The 16,296-nt window shown below is 58.8% G+C and carries 17 protein-coding genes; 2 read left to right on the top strand and 15 right to left on the bottom strand.

What is annotated here, in order from left to right; translation table 11 throughout:
• Positions 1 to 4: 4 nt before the first annotated feature.
• From KI811_RS11280 to KI811_RS11210, 15 genes are all read right to left on the bottom strand, one after another.
• Positions 5 to 1,006: a nitrogenase component 1 gene (locus KI811_RS11280; RefSeq protein ID WP_214186577.1), complete on the bottom strand. Its 1,002-nt coding sequence runs from the start codon at positions 1,004 to 1,006 to the stop codon at positions 5 to 7.
• A 41-nt stretch (positions 1,007 to 1,047) separates the two neighbouring features.
• The gene (locus tag KI811_RS11275) at positions 1,048 to 1,839 is read right to left on the bottom strand and encodes an ABC transporter permease (protein WP_214186576.1); all 792 of its coding nucleotides are present in this window, start codon (positions 1,837 to 1,839) and stop codon (positions 1,048 to 1,050) included.
• 31 nt (positions 1,840 to 1,870) lie between these two features.
• The gene (locus KI811_RS11270) at positions 1,871 to 2,776 is read right to left on the bottom strand and encodes an ABC transporter permease (protein WP_214186575.1); all 906 of its coding nucleotides are present in this window, start codon (positions 2,774 to 2,776) and stop codon (positions 1,871 to 1,873) included.
• A 36-nt stretch (positions 2,777 to 2,812) separates the two neighbouring features.
• Positions 2,813 to 3,691 (bottom strand): nitrogenase iron protein, encoded by an 879-nt coding sequence (gene nifH, locus KI811_RS11265; RefSeq protein WP_214186574.1) that lies wholly within the window; start codon positions 3,689 to 3,691, stop codon positions 2,813 to 2,815.
• 29 nt (positions 3,692 to 3,720) lie between these two features.
• Positions 3,721 to 3,903 carry a YezD family protein gene (locus KI811_RS11260; protein WP_214186573.1) on the bottom strand — a complete coding sequence of 61 codons (183 nt, stop codon included), beginning with the start codon at positions 3,901 to 3,903 and terminating at the stop codon, positions 3,721 to 3,723.
• Positions 3,904 to 4,078: 175 nt separating this feature from the next.
• Complete coding sequence (locus KI811_RS11255; protein WP_214186572.1) at positions 4,079 to 4,948, bottom strand: radical SAM protein; 870 nt, start codon at positions 4,946 to 4,948, stop codon at positions 4,079 to 4,081.
• A 198-nt stretch (positions 4,949 to 5,146) separates the two neighbouring features.
• Positions 5,147 to 5,935, bottom strand: a complete 789-nt coding sequence (locus KI811_RS11250; RefSeq protein WP_214186571.1) for an alpha/beta hydrolase family protein — start codon at positions 5,933 to 5,935, stop codon at positions 5,147 to 5,149.
• 164 nt (positions 5,936 to 6,099) lie between these two features.
• Positions 6,100 to 7,311 carry a trans-sulfuration enzyme family protein gene (locus tag KI811_RS11245; RefSeq protein WP_214186570.1) on the bottom strand — a complete coding sequence of 404 codons (1,212 nt, stop codon included), beginning with the start codon at positions 7,309 to 7,311 and terminating at the stop codon, positions 6,100 to 6,102.
• A 208-nt stretch (positions 7,312 to 7,519) separates the two neighbouring features.
• The gene (locus tag KI811_RS11240; RefSeq protein ID WP_214186569.1) at positions 7,520 to 8,347 is read right to left on the bottom strand and encodes a nucleotide-binding protein; all 828 of its coding nucleotides are present in this window, start codon (positions 8,345 to 8,347) and stop codon (positions 7,520 to 7,522) included.
• A gap of 15 nt (positions 8,348 to 8,362) precedes the next feature.
• Complete coding sequence (locus KI811_RS11235; RefSeq protein WP_214186568.1) at positions 8,363 to 8,527, bottom strand: YezD family protein; 165 nt, start codon at positions 8,525 to 8,527, stop codon at positions 8,363 to 8,365.
• A gap of 39 nt (positions 8,528 to 8,566) precedes the next feature.
• The gene (locus KI811_RS11230) at positions 8,567 to 9,598 is read right to left on the bottom strand and encodes a sulfate/molybdate ABC transporter ATP-binding protein (RefSeq protein ID WP_214186567.1); all 1,032 of its coding nucleotides are present in this window, start codon (positions 9,596 to 9,598) and stop codon (positions 8,567 to 8,569) included.
• Positions 9,599 to 9,633: 35 nt separating this feature from the next.
• Positions 9,634 to 10,476, bottom strand: a complete 843-nt coding sequence (cysW, locus tag KI811_RS11225; protein ID WP_214186566.1) for a sulfate ABC transporter permease subunit CysW — start codon at positions 10,474 to 10,476, stop codon at positions 9,634 to 9,636.
• A 15-nt stretch (positions 10,477 to 10,491) separates the two neighbouring features.
• Complete coding sequence (gene cysT / locus KI811_RS11220; RefSeq protein ID WP_214186565.1) at positions 10,492 to 11,325, bottom strand: sulfate ABC transporter permease subunit CysT; 834 nt, start codon at positions 11,323 to 11,325, stop codon at positions 10,492 to 10,494.
• Between the two features lie 159 nt (positions 11,326 to 11,484).
• Positions 11,485 to 12,498: a sulfate ABC transporter substrate-binding protein gene (locus tag KI811_RS11215; RefSeq protein WP_246551699.1), complete on the bottom strand. Its 1,014-nt coding sequence runs from the start codon at positions 12,496 to 12,498 to the stop codon at positions 11,485 to 11,487.
• Positions 12,499 to 12,567: 69 nt separating this feature from the next.
• Complete coding sequence (locus KI811_RS11210) at positions 12,568 to 13,029, bottom strand: RrF2 family transcriptional regulator (protein WP_214186564.1); 462 nt, start codon at positions 13,027 to 13,029, stop codon at positions 12,568 to 12,570.
• 670 nt (positions 13,030 to 13,699) lie between these two features.
• Between KI811_RS11210 and KI811_RS18790 the strand changes: the two genes are divergently transcribed.
• Complete coding sequence (locus tag KI811_RS18790) at positions 13,700 to 14,350, top strand: PEP-CTERM sorting domain-containing protein (protein WP_214186563.1); 651 nt, start codon at positions 13,700 to 13,702, stop codon at positions 14,348 to 14,350.
• A gap of 744 nt (positions 14,351 to 15,094) precedes the next feature.
• A complete protein-coding gene (locus tag KI811_RS11200; protein ID WP_343213601.1) occupies positions 15,095 to 16,240 on the top strand; it encodes a plasmid replication initiation factor in 1,146 nt (381 codons plus the stop codon).
• Positions 16,241 to 16,296 lie beyond the last annotated feature (56 nt).

Below are 16,296 nucleotides of genomic sequence, written 5' to 3'. Positions count from 1 at the left end.
CTGTTCATGGTTTCCGGAGGGACTGACCGTACGCGAATGCCACGTCTTCGATCAGTGCCAGCCCACCCCGGTAACCGGCGTACGTCCTTTCGATGATGAGCCGGTCGTGGACCGGATATGCCACGCTCACCAGCATGGCGTTGAGTTCACTGGCAGCGACGGCCTTTTCCCGCGAACTGGCCAGAATGAATTGAAGTGTATGTTCCTGCAGCAGATGCCTGATGCGCCACGGGTCGGTCTTGAAGACCACCCGGGGGACGACGGGGCACTTGATCCCCTCGGTAAGGTTCTTGATGATAAAGCCGCGCGACTCCTTAGGCGGGTCGTCGGTTATGACGATTATCCCGGGTTGCCAGCCGAGCTCGTTGGCGCCGTAGCGGGCAAGGCCGACCGCGGTTGGAGAATCGGCCACGATTCCCACGGGGACATTGAGAAGCAGATCCCTGGCCGTATCATCCATCCAGGAACTGGAGCGGAGGGAATTGTCTTCTTCCGCGGCAATCACCTCCTCCACCCGCGCCTCGCGCAGCTTGAGCATTCTGCCGATGATGCGGAGGAACGCGCTCGTGTCTCGCGGCCCCACCGGCACCGAGGCAAAAACGGCAAAGGGGATGCCGAAACGGCTTTCGAGCTTCTTTGCCGCCGACAGTCCGGAGGAGGCCGAGAAGACTAGGGTAAGCTCCGCCGACGAAATCCGGCGCAGGGCTTCCGGGCCATTCTCCCCAGAGAAGATGATGTTGGCTTCCACCCCCACCCTGGCCAGAATCTCTTTCAGGACACGGAGGTTGCCCCTCCAGAAAACGTGCTGGTGCGGCACGACCCCGAGGATGGTGACAAGCTTCCGCTTTCTCGGCTGTTCCACGAGAATCTCCTCGATCACCGTCTTCAGGTAACGCTCGTAGCCGGCATAGGAATGATCGGTCAAACCGTTTGATTCGGCAGGATCATCCAGCACCCCGAAATGGGCGGACTCTTCTTCGCGGCGCAATGCCCTCACGGTTCCCATTGTCTGCAACTCCTTTCTCCGATGACTTCTCTGGTCCTGCGTCACGCGTGAGAAGACTGCCTCCACCCCAACACCTTCCGTTCAACAACGCTGAAGAGCAGGTCGAGGGTCAGCCCCAGCAGCGCAATCACCACCGTGGCGGCAAAGAGGCGGGGTATCTGGAAGTTGACCTGGGCGTTCCAGACGAGCCAGCCAAGGCCCCGGCTCGCACCGATCATCTCGGCCGCGATCAGCATGAAAAAGGCGGTCCCCGACCCCATTTTCAACCCGGAGAAGATGGAAGGGGCCGCAGCCGGCAGGATCACTCGGAAGAAGAGGGTTACGATTCCCGTCCCCATGGTGCGGGCTGACTTGACCAGGAGCGGATCGATCTCCTTCACGCCGGTGATGGTGCGGAAGAGAATCGGCCAGAGGCAGACCCAGAAGATCATGGCCCCCTTGGAGAGTTCCCCGATCCCGAAGAGGAGGATAAAGAGCGGGAAGAGTGAGAACGGATTCAGTTCGCCGAGGAAGCGGAGGACCGGGTTCACGAGCCGCTCGAAGGTCCGGAACCCGCTCCCGAGCAGAAAGCCGAGCGGCACCGCCACAAGAGCCGCCGCACAGAAGCCGGCCAATGCCCTCCCCAGGCTCACGAGGATGTGACCCGTCAGTTCGCCGTTTTCCGCGAATTCTGCCAGGGTCCGCACCACCACCGTCGGCGGGGCGATGAAGGTCTCGAACAGCCCCCCCAGACGGGGAGCCAGCTCCCATGCAGCAAGAAACAGAAGGATGGATACCTTGTCGAGCCACCGCGATGCAGAAAGAATAGATTTGTTCACGTCTACCGCCGTCATTGACGCCTCCTTTTCCCGACGCCTCTTACGTTCACGCACCCCGGACCTCTTCCCTCCACCGGACAACCCGTCCCTCCAGCCAGCGGATGCCGTGGTTCAGGGTCATGCTGAAGAGGGCGATCAGGACGGCGGCCAGGAAAAGACGCGGGATCAGCGAGTTCACCTGGGCGTTGTGGACAAGCCAGCCGAGTCCCTCGCTCGCGCCGATCATCTCGGCGGCGATCAGCATGAGGAAGGCGACCGTTGCTCCGATCCGCACTCCGGAAAAGATGGACGGGAGCGCCGCCGGCAGAAGAACCCTGGTAAAGAGGGTCAGCCGGCCGCTTCCCATGGAACGGGCCGACTTCACCAGCAGCGGCTCCACCCCCTGCACCCCGGCAATGGTGGTAAAGAGGATGGGCCAGAGGCACGACCAGAAGATGATGCTGAACTTGGCCAGTTCTCCGATGCCGAAGAACAGGACAAAGAGGGGAAAGAGGGAGAAGGCGTTGATCTGGCCAAGGAGCTTGAGAAGTGGCCTGAGAAAATTCGTGAGCCGCGGAAAACCTCCCCCCAGCACGAACCCGATGGTGAGAGCCGCCGCCACGGCTGCCGCGAGTCCCTGGAAGGTGCGCCAGAGGCTCGCGGTAACATGGGAGGCAAGCTCCCCCGAAGCGGCCAGCTCCCACCCCGCCCGGACGATGGCCGAGGGGGGCGGGAAGAACTGGAAATCTATCCAGCCAAGCCGCGGCGCCGTCTCCCAGAGAAGAACCAGCGCCGCCAGCCCGTACCAGTCGAGGAGACGGTCGTTGAGCGCCAAAAGGCCATATCCCGCCTTTGCAAGCCAGGCCCTGCCGGACCGGTCCGCCGTCACGTTAGCGTCTTGCCCTTCCCCCGCTTCCGGGAGAATCCTCCCCAGGAGAAGTCCATCGGCCTGCTCATCGCGATATACACCCATGACCGTCCCTCCTTTTCCGAACCGGCGCCGCCTATGTCAGATGGCCGCCGCTACGCCCCGCACCTCGCCGGTCTCCATGGCCAGAAGCGTGTCGGCCCACTTGAACGCCCATTCGTGGAGCTCCTTATCCCCCAGGGGTGACGGTACCTTCGACTCCGTGTGGTTCCAGATCTTGTTCGCCAGGGTTTTGTAGACCTTTGCCTGTTCCGAGTCGGGGAACGCCTCGATGGTGGTCTTCCCCTGGAGTTCGCTCTGGGTCACCGTCACTGAACGGGGAACGTACTCCACCACCTGGGTCTTGGTGTTGGACACGAAGTCATCGACGATCTCGCGGGCATAGTCGGTGTTGATGGAGTTGGCGATCACCCCCCCCAGAAGCGCCCCACCGTTCTTGGAGTACTTCTGGATCCCCTTGAAGAGGTTGTTGGCGGCGTAGATCGCCATGAAGTCGGCCGAGGAAACGGTGAAGACGTGGTCGGCGATCCCTTCGCGCACCGGCACCGCAAAGCCGCCGCAAACCACGTCGCCGAGGACATCGTAGACCACGATATCCAGATCAAGTTCTTCGAAGACACGAAGCTGCTTCAGAAGCTCAACCGAGGTAATGATTCCCCGCCCCGCGCAACCGACCCCCGGAGCAGGTCCGCCCGCTTCCACGCAATATATGCCGTTGAACCCCTCGAAGATCACCTCGTTGGATTTCACGGTTTTCTTTTCCCGGAGGGTATCGAGGATGGTCGGAATGTAGCCGCCCCCCCGCAGGGTGGTGGTGGAGTCGCTCTTGGGGTCGCAGCCGATCTGGAGCACCTTGAGCCCCGACGCCGACAGCGCCGCGCTGATGTTGGAAGTGGTGGTCGATTTCCCGATTCCACCCTTGCCGTAAATTGCGATTGTTTTGACTTTTTTCTTCGACATCGTCTGTTCTCCTTTTCCTGAGTGATGTTTCAACGTCCATTTCCGTTCATCCGGAACTTCTCCGTCTTGTCGATCTGGGCAATCTTCCCTTCCTGAACGACGATGGTTATGGAACCGTACCGGACCGACCGGAGCAGTTCCGCCACCCGTTTGGCCGTATCCGGCGTAAGCACGTCATCCCGCCTTCTGACAATTATCTTATCCTGTCCCATACGCCGTCCTCCGCCTTATCAGACTGTTGATAACTACTGCGGGACCGGTCTGCGGTGTTGCCGCTCACTCAAAAGCTCAACGTACCAACGGGTACGCCTCGCATTTTCGTTTGCTTGCGCCTGGCATCCCAGCCTCCTCGCTACGTTTTTCAACAGCCTGCTAATATTGATTTATTCAACCGCCTGCCGCAGGGACAGCGCACCGTGACCCAACCCCGTCCTCACCGATCAGCCCCACCGCATCCGCCCGGCACTGGCGGCAGTTGCGGAACTGGCCGATCACCCGCTCGCCGATGGTGCGCACCTCCTCCAGATACTCGGGCGACGGCGGCGCCACATGGGCCATGTCGGCCTGGGGAATGAGGGGCATCACGTTCATGACCGCCGCCCCTAGTTCCTTCACCTTCCGGGAGATCGCTTCGATCTGGCCGTCATTCACCCCGGGGATCAGCACCGTGTTGACCTTGACCACGATCCCCAGGTCGGCGGCTCGGGCAAGGCCCTCAAGCTGATTGGCGATGAGGAGCGAAGCCCCTTCGGCACCGGAATACCGCTTCCCCTGATAGAATACGTGCGAGTAAATCTTCGCGCCGACCGCCGGATAAAGGGCATTGATCGTGATCGTGAGACTCCCGAGCCCCAGAGCGCCAAGGCGGTCCACCGTCTCCGGAAGGAGGAGCCCGTTGGTGCTGAGGCACTTCACCAGATGGGGAAACTCCCCCCCCACGAGTCGAAAAGTCTCGAAGGTCTCCTCGTTCGCCAGGGGATCCCCCGGCCCGGCGATCCCCACCACCTTAATGATCGAGCTGAGGGTTTCGCTCGCCATCACTCCTCGGACCTGCTCCAGCGCCTCCTGGGGGGTAAGGATACGGCTCGCGACACCGGGACGCGACTCGTTCACGCAATCATGCTTTCGGGTGCAGTAGGCGCACTTGATGGTGCAGCGGGGCGCCACCGCCAGATGGATGCGCCCGTTTTTGCGATGGTCCCCACCGAAGCAGGGATGCCCCTGGATATTTCGTCTGCCGCTGCAGGATGTCGCCATGGCCTCCTCCGTACGCGAAAAAAAAGAGGCCAAGGTAAAGAACCTTGGCCTCCAGTTGTCTGGTCAGCTTATTTCTATAATGTCTATTTTTTAGATAGACTATTAGTTCTTTAAAAAAATGTCAAGCCGTTTTTCACAAAAACATCGCGATTCCTAACATGACAACGTCGAACGACCAAAGCGCCCCTGTGCCGTCAATCATCCGGTAAGGCGTTCCGCCTCAGCGCCTGCGTCACCCAGCAGCGCGTCGAACCAGTCAAACGCCCTCTCATAATGGATGTCATGCCCGCCATTGAAGATCTCGAAGAAGAAGCGCTCCGCACCCGCGTCCTCGAGCTTTTCGGCCAGCCTCCAGCTTTGACGGTACGGGACGACCTCATCGTAACGGCCGTGATGCACGGACAGTGTCGCAGCCGACAGATCCTCGATGAAGTTAATCGGCGAACGGTCAAAGTATTCCCGATCGGTTGCAGGGTCATTCCCCGGCCCTCCCCCGCAGCAGGCGGCCACATGGCCGGCATAGTCCGGATTCTCGCCGTGCCAGGCCGCGAGATCGGTGATGGGCACCCAGGCGCTGACCCCTCTCCACCGCTTCGGTGCCAAGGCCGCCATCATGAGTGCCATATGTCCGCCGCCGCTGCCGCCAAGGATGAATATCCTTTCCGAATCGACGGAGTAGTCGGCCTCAACTCTCTCCACGGCGTCGAGAATGTCCCGGCGCGACAGGGGAGAGGCGCAGGCCTGACGCGCCCGTGGATTCTCGGCGAGATTGGGGCCGCGAAACTCCGGCAGAAGGAGCGCCCATCCCCGCTGTCGGCAGAACGGCAGCATGTGATGCAGCTGATTGAAACGGTTGTAGCTCCAGGTGTGAAGCCCCACCACCAGCGGCACGCGACCAGCACCGCCCGGGTGATGGAAGAGAAAATTCTCCCGCGATCCGTCAAGGGACGAAACGCTCGTAAGCTCAAGCGTATCTGAAATCCCCATAGTTTTCCCTCCCACGTTTTCAGGCACTCTAGCAAACGGGGAGTATCAACGTCAAGTTAAATATACTTAGTCTATTTGTTTAATAGTCTTTATACCCGCCAGCGTCCCAACATCTCTCCTCTTTATCCCTGAAGCTTAGAGTTGTGTGTAATCGCGCCTGTCAGTCACCGTACCCGCGCCAGCGCCTGGTCCAGGTCACGGCAGAGGTCGTCGGAATCCTCGATCCCGACGGAAAACCGAAATATCCCCTCCCCTGCAAACTCACGGTACGACGCGCGCTGTTCCGGAGTCAGATGGAACGAGGTTTTCAGGAGATCTTCCGTCGGAAGGTAGAATACGAGGCTTCGCTGATGCCCGAGAGAGACTGCGTAATGGATGATCCGGAGTTCCTCGGCCAGCACCCTGGCCGCGGCTTGACCGTCCTTCACCTGGAAGGTGAGCATCCCGGAGAAGTTCTTCATCTGCTGTTTCGCAAGCTCATGCTGGGGGTGGGAAGGAAGCCCGGGGTAGATGACGCGGGTCACCTTCGGGTGCGCCTCCAGAAATTGTGCGACTTGTGATGCTCCTTCGGCGTGGGCCCTCATCCTGAGCGGGAGGGTCGCTACCCCCCGCATGATGAGCCAGGCATTGAAGGGGCTGAGGATTCCGCCGGTGCGGATCGCAACCTTCTTGCGCAGCACCGCGAGTTCGTCGGCCGGCCCCAGAAGCGCTCCCCCGATGGCATCGCCGTGGCCCCCCAGATACTTTGTGAGGGAATGAATGACGTAATCGGCCCCGAGCGCAAGCGGCTTCGTCGCCAGCGGCGTGGCGAAGGTGGAATCCACCGCCAACCGCGCTCCGGCCCCATGGGCGATCTCCGCCACCTTCGCGATGTCCGTCAGACGCAGGAGGGGGTTACACGGCGTCTCCGCGTAGACGAGCTTCGTAGCAGGGGTGATGGCCGCCGCAAGCTCGTCCAGGTCCGCCATGTTCACCTTGGTGACCCGGACCCCCATACGAGGAAGAAGTTCGTTCGTCATCTCCGACGCCGCTGCATAGGCAATGTCGCTCATGACGAGGTGGTCGCCGGCGCCAAGGGTATGGAACAAGAGCGCGGAGATCGCCGCCATGCCGCTTGCAAAGGCGACGCACCCTTCCGCCTCCTCCAAGACCGCAAGTTTTAGTTCCAGCTGTGCAACGGTCGGGTTTCCCCAGCGCGTGTAGATGAACGGCGTCTCCTCGTCCAGCGCTTCCACGGAAAAGGAGGCGTCGGGAGGAGCGATGAAGGTGGTGGACATGACGATGTTTGGGGCCGAGGCACCAGTGACAGGGTCGGGAGATTCGCCGGCGTGAACTGCCTGGGTCTGGATGCCGATGGGATGTTCAGGTTTATGCATTGATGTTAACCTCGCGTATGGGTAATCGAGTTCACGGTTTGCCCTCCCAAATAAAATGGCCGTTCTCCCGACTTCAGAAAACGGCCTTCTCTCAATCCATTCCATGGTCACCCGCGTATGTCGGATTCACATTCCATGTTCCTCCTACCCCTTCCGCATCGCTTCGTCAACAGCAAAATCATGTGGGGAAAGCCCCTCTTGCTCTTCTTCAGATGGCAGCTCCATCCCGTACGATACCGCCTTCAAGCTCGTCGATGATCTCCCGCCAACGGAGAGACCATGCCGCCAAGGCACGTTCGTCCAGGTAGCTCGGGATTCTTGCGTCCTTTCCGCCCGCCACGGCACGGGCAAGTTTCCGGTAGACCGCCGTCACGTGCCCCTGGGGTGCCACCTCCACGAGGGGAAGGGTGCAGAACTCCCCCACCGAGATCATCATGGACCGGGGGATGTTCGCCACTAGATGGGCGCCCGTCTCCCGAATGAAGTCCCCCACCACCGACTCGAAAAAGGGACCCGAGAGGTTGTTGGCAATAACGCCGCCGAACCGTCCCTTTCCGGCTTTCAACTCGTTGAATCGCGCGATGTAATCGTTCAGAGTATGGATCGAGGCGATGTCGGCCGAGGTCACCACCAAGAGCCGCCACGGCTCGTTCGTTTCCGAGAGGAAGGAAAGGACCGTCTCGGGCTCTCCCGAGATGTCATGGATCACATAATCGAGGCGATGCCGGGCAATCTCCTCGAAGTGGCAGAGTTTGCCGAGTACCGCCGTCCCCTCCCCTTCACCGCCATTCCCCGCCTCGACGCAGAGGATTCCCCGATAGCCGACAACGCAGGCAGCACTCCCCTTCAGGCAGCCCTCGCCGCAAGCCACAAGTTTCCCCTGCCCCCGGAGTGGAGCGGTCGAGAGCCGACGCGGGTCATACCCCACATGAGCCACCCGATACCGTTCTTCCGCCAGGGCAGCGGAGATGTTCACCGCCGTCGTCGTGTTTCCGACACCGCTTCTGCCGGCTATGACGATGTGTTCAGGTGTCATGACATGCTCCTTGATTCACTTGAGCCGGATCTTCTCGTTCTTGTCGATCTGTATCACCTTCCCGTCCTGAATGACGAGGGTGACCGTGCCGAAGCGGATCTCCCGCAGCGCCGCACGGATTCTCTCCTCAAGCTCGCTGCTCCACTGTTCGCCCTGATCGATAATTGCTGTACTTGCCATGTTCCACCTCCCCTGTCAGGCTCGCCATCCCTGGCGCACCTATATCTGGTAATCCCCCACAAACCTCTGCATCTTCCGCGGCCGGGCATAAACCGTCTCGCCGACCCCAAGGGCGAGCCGGTCCGCACCGTCCCGGGAGAGTTCCGCCTCCACCGTCTTGCCGGTGCCCCGCACGAGGAGTTCCACCCGCACCGCCGGTCCCACGGCCTGGATGTGGCGCACCTCGGCTTCCACGGCGCCATCGTTCTGACGCCGCTCCACCTCGATGTCGTGGGAGCGGACATACCCCACCGACAGTTCCGGCACCGCCGCCCGCGCCTGACCCTGCTCCGACCGGCAGTGGAAGAGGTTTACGCTGCCGAGGAAATCGAAGACAAAGGGATTGGCCGGCTGGTCGTAGACCTCTGCCGGAGTCCCCACCTGTTCGATCCGTCCCTTGTTCATGACCACGATCCGGTCGGCCACCTCCAGGGCCTCCTCCTGATCGTGGGTGACGAAAACGCTTGTCACGTGGATCTCGTCGTGGAGACGCCGCAGCCATCTCCGAAGCTCCACCCGCACCTTGGCGTCCAGGGCGCCGAAGGGCTCGTCCAAGAGGAGCACCTTCGGCTCCACCGCCAGGGCTCGGGCGAGAGCCACCCGCTGCCGCTGCCCGCCGGAGAGCTGGGAGGGATAGCGGTCAGCAAGCCCTTCGAGCTGCACGAGGCGCAGGAGCTCATGGACCCGCTCCTTGATCTCCTTCTTCGACGGCCGATCCTTGCGCGGCTTCACCGTGAGGCCGAAGGCGACGTTCTGCTCCACGGTCATGTGCCGGAAAAGCGCGTAGTGCTGGAACACGAACCCCACCTGGCGCTCCCGCACATGGCGGTCGGTGGTCTCCTCGCCGTCGAAGCGGATTGACCCGGCGTCGGGTGTTTCGAGGCCGGCGATAATCCGCAGGAGGGTCGTTTTCCCCGACCCGGAGGGGCCGAGGAGCGCCGTCAGTTCTCCCGACGGCACGGTGAGGTTCACGTCGCTGAGGGCGGTGAAGCTGCCGAACTGCTTGTTGACACTGACAATCTCTATGCTCATGTCATGGTTCCTTTTGAATTGGATGGAAGGTCAGGTTATGCGTTCTCACGCATCCGCCACTCGACGAAGCTCTTGGCCACCAGGGTGACCAGCGCCAGGAGCGCCAGAAGCGAGGCCACGGCAAAGGCGGCGGCGTAGTTGTACTCGTTGTAGAGGATCTCCACGTGAAGCGGGATCGTGTTGGTGCTCCCCCGGATATGGCCGGAGACCACCGAAACGGCGCCGAACTCCCCCATCGCCCGGGCGTTGCAGAGGATCACGCCATAGAGGAGCCCCCACTTGATGTTGGGGATCGTCACACGCCAGAAGGTCTGGAAGCCGCTCGCCCCGAGGGTGATGGCCGCTTCCTCCTCGTCCTTCCCCTGGGCCTCCATGAGCGGGATCAGCTCCCGGGCCACGAAGGGGAAGGTGACGAATACCGTGGCCAGGGCGATCCCCGGCACGGCGAAGATGATCTTCAGGTCATGCTCCTGGAGCCACGGCCCGAGCCAACCCTGGAGCCCGAAGAGAAGCACGTAGATGAGCCCCGAGATGACCGGCGACACCGAAAACGGCAGGTCGATGAGGGTGATGAGGAGCTGCTTCCCCCGGAACTCGAACTTGGCAATGGCCCAGGCGGCCACTACCCCGAAGACGAGATTCACCGGCACGCTGATCGCCGCGGTGATGAGGGTCAGCTTCACGGCCGCCAGGGCGTCGGGCTCGCGGATGGCGGCCAGATACGCGCCCCATCCCTTCTCCAGGGCCTGGGCGAAGACCGCCGCCAGGGGCACGAAGAGAAAGAGGCCGAGGAAGAGGAGCGCCACGATAATGAGGAGCCAGCGGACCAGGGCCGGCTCGGTGCGGGTGCGGGCTGATTGTGCAGAGGTGCTGGACATGTCGTAGTCTCCCGGTCAGGCCGTGTGGCGCCTGCTCCATTTCTGGAGGAGGTTCACGGTGAGGAGCATCAGAAACGAGAAGAGGAGCATCACCGTGGCGATGGCGGTGGCGCCGGCGTAGTCATACTGCTCCAGCTTGGTGATGATGAGGAGCGGCGTGATCTCCGACACCATCGGCATGTTGCCGGCGATGAAGATGATGGAGCCGTACTCCCCCACTCCCCGGGCGAAGGCGAGGGCAAAGCCGGTGAGAAGCGCCGGGAGAAGCTCCGGCAGGAGCACCCGCCGGAAGGTCTGCCAGCGGGTGGCGCCGAGGCAGGCGGCTGCCTCCTCGATCTCCTCCTCCAGCTCCTCCAGGACCGGCTGCACCGTGCGCACCACGAAGGGGAGGCCGATGAAGGTCATGGCCACGAAGATCCCCACGGGGGTAAAGGCAACCTTGATCCCTCGGGGCTCAAGGACCGACCCGAGCCAACCATTGGCCGCGTAGACCGAAGAGAGGGTGATGCCGGCCACGGCGGTGGGAAGCGCGAAGGGGAGATCCACCAGGGCATCGATGAGGCGCTTGCCCGGCAGGCGGTAGCGCACGAGCACCCACGCCACCAGAAGCCCGAAGATGGCGTTCACCCCCGCCGCCGCCAGGGCCGCGCCGAAGGTGACCTTGTAGGAGGCCACCACCCGCGGCGCCGCCACCGTGGAGAGGAACTCCGGCCAGGTAAGGCTCGCCGTCTTCACCACCAGGGCCGAGAGCGGCAGGAGCACGATGAGGGAGAGGTAGAAGACCGTGTAGCCGAGGGTCGGGCCGAAGCCGGGGATGACGGTGTTTCGTCTGATTGGTTTTGTCGCCATGGTGGTTGGTCCCTTGTAAAACCCCAAGCAGGGCTGCGGATTTTGCGTCAGATCGTCGCACCCGCAGGAGAGACTGCGGAGGCGTAGCAGCGCTACGCCGCACAAAGGAGCGACGAGGACGGCGGCGAGATGGCGTGAAAGTCGCAGCCCCTACACCGGTTATTTACCCGGCCCGTAGATCTGGTCAAACACCCCGCCGTCGGCAAAGTGCTTCTTCTGGGCCGCCTTCCAGCCACCGAAGGTGTCATCAATGGTGAAGAGCTTCACGCGCGGGAAGACTTTGGCGTATTTGGCAGCAACCTTCTTGTCGATGGGGCGGTAGTAGTGCTTGGCCGCAATCTCCTGCCCAGCCGGGGTGTAGAGGTACTTCAGGTACTCCTCGGCAACCTTGCGGGTCCCCTTCCGGTCGACCACCTTGTCCACCACCGTCACCGGCGGCTCGGCCAGGATGCTGACCGACGGCACCACAATTTGGAACTTGTCCTTGCCCAGCTCGTTCACCGCCAGGAATGCCTCGTTCTCCCAAGCCAGGAGCACATCACCCTGTCCACGCTGGACGAAGGTGGTGGTGGAGCCACGGGCGCCGGAATCAAGCACCGGCACGTTCTTAAAGAGCTTCGTCACAAATTCCTTCGCCTTGGCCTCGTTGCCCCCCTTCTGCTTCAGGGCGTATCCCCAGGCGGCCAGGTAGTTCCAGCGGGCGCCGCCGGAGGTCTTGGGATTAGGGGTGATCACCTTCACGTCGGAGCGGATCAGGTCATTCCAGTCGCGGACCTTCTTGGGGTTCCCCCTGCGGACAAGGAAGACAATGGTGGAAGTGTAGGGAGAACTGTTGTGGGGAAGCCGCTTTTGCCAGTTGGCCGGGATGAGTTTCGCCTTCTCGCCGATCTCGTCAATGTCGTAGGCGAGCGCCAGGGTCACCACATCGGCCTCCAGGCCGTCGATAACTGCCCGGGCCTGTTTCCCTGAGCCACCGTGGGACTGCTTCACCGTCACCGTATCGCCCCCTTTCCCTTTCCAGTACTTAGCGAAGGCGGCGTTGTAGTCCTGATAAAGCTCCCGGGTCGGGTCGTAGGAGACGTTAAGGAGGTTCACCTCGGCGTGGGCCGCCAGAGGGGCGGCAAGGGCGAGGAGTGCTGCGGCGAGGGTGGCGATGGTTCTGATCGGTTTCATGGTCTGCTCCTTTTTGTTGTTTTAGCCTATCGATTTAGTAGTCTTAATGGACATAAAAAAACTTTGTTCTCAAATTGCGTAAAAAAGCACCCCGTCCTTCTTCTGCTTCTCCTGCTCGATACGCTCCAGAACGTCGGCCAGGGTGGCGTTGTCGAGAATCTGGGCCATGGCGTCACGCACCTCTTTCATAACGAGGCGGATGCCGCAGCTCCATTCGTCATCACACTCCTCGCACCGGGCATAGGCAGTCTCGCTCACGCACGGCACCGGTGCCAAAGGTCCTTCCAGGGTGCGAATCACTTTTCCCATGCTGATCTCCCGTGGAGATTGGGCCAGGTAGTACCCGCCCCCCTTCCCCTTCTTGCTCTGGAGCACCCCGGCATTTTTGAGAGCTAACAGGATAAGCTCCAGGAATTTCTTGGGAATTCGCTCTTCACGGGCCAGGTCCGCAATGAGAATTGGCCCCCGGTCGTACTCCCGAGCCAGGTAGATTAGCGCCTTGAGGGCGTATTTGGTCTTCTTGGAAATCATTTCTCTATAATTCCTATAGAGAATAAATACATCCTTTATTCCGTTGCGTCAAGATAAATTTATTATCAAAGAAACACCCGATTTTTCCATGTGCTGTTAGCCGGCTTTCAAGTCAGTGAAAGTTTTGGTGAAAGTCGGGGGGGAAAACATCTCTTGAACGGAAAACATCCCAGCAAAACCGCGTGAGGCCACGCGCAAAGAAAAAGAGGTTAAGCCACCGGGCTTAACCTCTTGATTTCTTTGGAGCGGGAAACGGGATTCGAAGACCTCCAAGCAAAGTTTAAAAATCCTGCAAATTCAACATATTATCTTAAATATAGCAAGTTATCTCTCTCTTCGGTGTCGTCTTAAGTCCAACAAGATTCAACCGGAGCTAGGTGATAAGAGCCAGATTGGGTACAGTGCACTAATCTAATATTGGCTCCCCAGTACGGACAAAAGTGGAGGGAAATCTTACGCTTCGCGCAAACCATATAAAATTTTAATTTTAAGTATTAAATTGATAACAATTATTGTATACTAATCCTTTGTGAAAATATTTTACATTTTGGTTGACGTTATCATTCCACAATCAGAAGTAAACATGTAAAAATTAGCCCGTTACAGGCATAGGCACACTATTTGTTTACATAAAATTGATTTTTTCTATCTTATTGAGAAGGAGGAAATAGTGGGAAATTCAAGAAGGATTGTTTTTTCTCTCGGTGTGATTTTGATGTTGCTCGCTGGCGGAACAGTTCATGGTGAGGTCATCTTGGACAACAGCCCATCAAGGATTGGGGCAACTATTTTTGGTGGTTATGGAAGCTTTAGCAACTTTCTCTCATTGCAAAGTTTTGCCGACAATATCAATTTTGTATCTGGTGCCACTATAACGGGCATGGACATCTATAGCGTTCCTTATAAGGGAACTATCGGGCAACAAGTCACCGTGCGGTTATGGGCAGATAACGGTGGAGAGCCAGGAATACTACTTGATACCATCAATACCACCATCTCAATCATTGACAATGACGGAGCAACCAGCGGGAATAACCGCAAACACGCTGATATTACACCACTCCTACTTACAGCGGACACGACATACTGGATCGGTATGACCGGCAATCCTTCAGAGATTGAACAAACTATCCTTAATAACGTTGATGATAATAAAATGACCGTATTCAATGACGGTTCTTGGTATATTTTGGGTAGGGACATGGCCTTTCGTCTCGAAGGCGACATTAACCCTAGCACCGTTCCAGAACCCTCCTCCTTTATTTTACTCGGCGCTGGCCTTGCAGGCGTTGGCCTACTGACCAGAAGAATGCGCCAGTAAATCTGTATTACTTTCAATAGAGAAAACTTTTTTTGGTGTCGTCTTAAGTCCAACAAGATTCAACCGGAATAACCTCCCAGACACCAGATTAGGTATAGTACTAATCCATATTGGTTCCCCAGCATAGACAAATCTAGGCACTGGGAAGAAAATCTAATGCCCGCTCTGTGTTTAATGCGCACGTACCCGCAATGCCGGAGAAAGCTGAAAAGGGTAACGTGGGTGCTCCGTAAATATTTCAGTTCAACCAAGTACAACAAAGTACAAAGCAGTGCATCCAATATAAACCATTAAATAATAGACATTTTTTATTGACAATCCGTTTATCAACCATTAGTCTGAGACAACTTGTCGCTCATGGATCGGCCTGAGCATACCGACAAGGGACATACTGGGCTTACTGCTGACAACAGCGGTAATTACTCGCCTGGGCCATGCACTGCCAGCTAGATATTTGACAAGGGGATAATAGAGACGAAGGGGCGTTAATGTGAGAGAGAGGCACCACAACCATTTATCCGGTGCGAATTATTTAGACGAGGTGATACCCCCCACCTTTAGAAAATGAGAGAGAGCCAGAGAGCCACCCCACACTAAACGAAAGAACAAACGGTATAGGCAAGCCACAGGCGACTTCTGACGCATCGCGTCAAAGGGGGACTTGTGGCTTTTTCTGTATCTGTACCGAATGAATCTCTGGACACTCTTCAACCATCAACTCCACTGAGCCCTGGCGGCTCGTCCGTGGTTTCCGGCTTAGCCGGTACCACGGACGGGACGCCGGGCGCCTCTCCCAGCATGGCGGAGTCTGTAACACGCCATGCGCAAAACCCACCTACCGGAAATTTCCAGTTCCTTTCCTGCGGCATTGATACCCTTGATCTGGGTCTGTTCGTGTCGTGGGACGCCAACTGGAACCGCACTAAAGAGTATCTTTCCGAGAAGAAAGAAGCTTCTCAGGGAACAACCGGCCTTCTCGACAAGACCGATATCAGCCGGGAATTCCTCCACCAGCCAAGCGGCAAGGCTCCCAATTACCGCTATCAGCTTCAGTTCCCTGAGTACCGCGTCTATATCGCCATTTCCGACAAACCCGGCACCTCCCCGAACGTCTATGTGACGATCCTGGCGGAAGCCCTCTGGCATGTGGGCCTATCGACCCTCTTGGAGTTGTTGGAGTTCGACCTTTTGAGCTTCGGCGGCACCATCGAGCGTATCCAGCCGAGCCGGTGCGACCTCTGCGCGGACTTCAGGCTGAGCCCACCCCTTACCTTTTCCCTCCTCGAAATCCTCAGGGTGTCCCGCAGTCGCAAGATCAGGATGATAACCAACGGCGGCGATCTGGAAACCTACTATTGCGGCTCCGCCTCCTCCCCTGTCCAGGTGAGAATCTACGACAAGGGGAAAGAGATTCAGAAGAGCAACAAGCAATGGTTTCTGCCTATCTGGGGCGTGGACGATCCGGAAGGGGGCTGGCGGGTCGAGTTCCAGCTTCGCCGCTCTTTCCTCCATCAGTACCGAATCACGACCCTTGACGATCTCTGGGAGAAGATAGGCACTATCTGGGCATATCTCACCGGGGAATGGTTCTCGCTCCGGTTCCCCGACAACGAGAAAACGGAACGGCGCACCATCACCCCCTGGTGGCTGGCGGTGCAGGAATGCGGGGAACGGTTCGGGGCCTTGCGGGATGCCAAGAGGACATTTTCCAGTGACAGCATGGAGCCGATTCAGCGCACCCTTGCCCACATCAAGGGACGGATGATTTCCATTGCGGCCCAAAGCGGAATCAAGGACCGCAAGGAGGCGATTAAATATCTAAGCGAGCTTCTCGATGACGGCACCGATGACGACAAGTTCCGGGAGGAATTGTCACTGGTAATGCAATAATGGCCCAAAAGCGGGAATGAAAAGTGTACCACCCTGGGACCTATGGTATCCCTCTC

The sequence above is a fragment of the Geobacter hydrogenophilus genome (assembly GCF_018501225.1).
GTDB classification, from domain to species: domain Bacteria; phylum Desulfobacterota; class Desulfuromonadia; order Geobacterales; family Geobacteraceae; genus Geobacter; species Geobacter hydrogenophilus.
The sequence above is the reverse complement of the archived record's forward strand: the minus strand, read 5'-3'. Positions and strand labels throughout refer to the sequence as shown.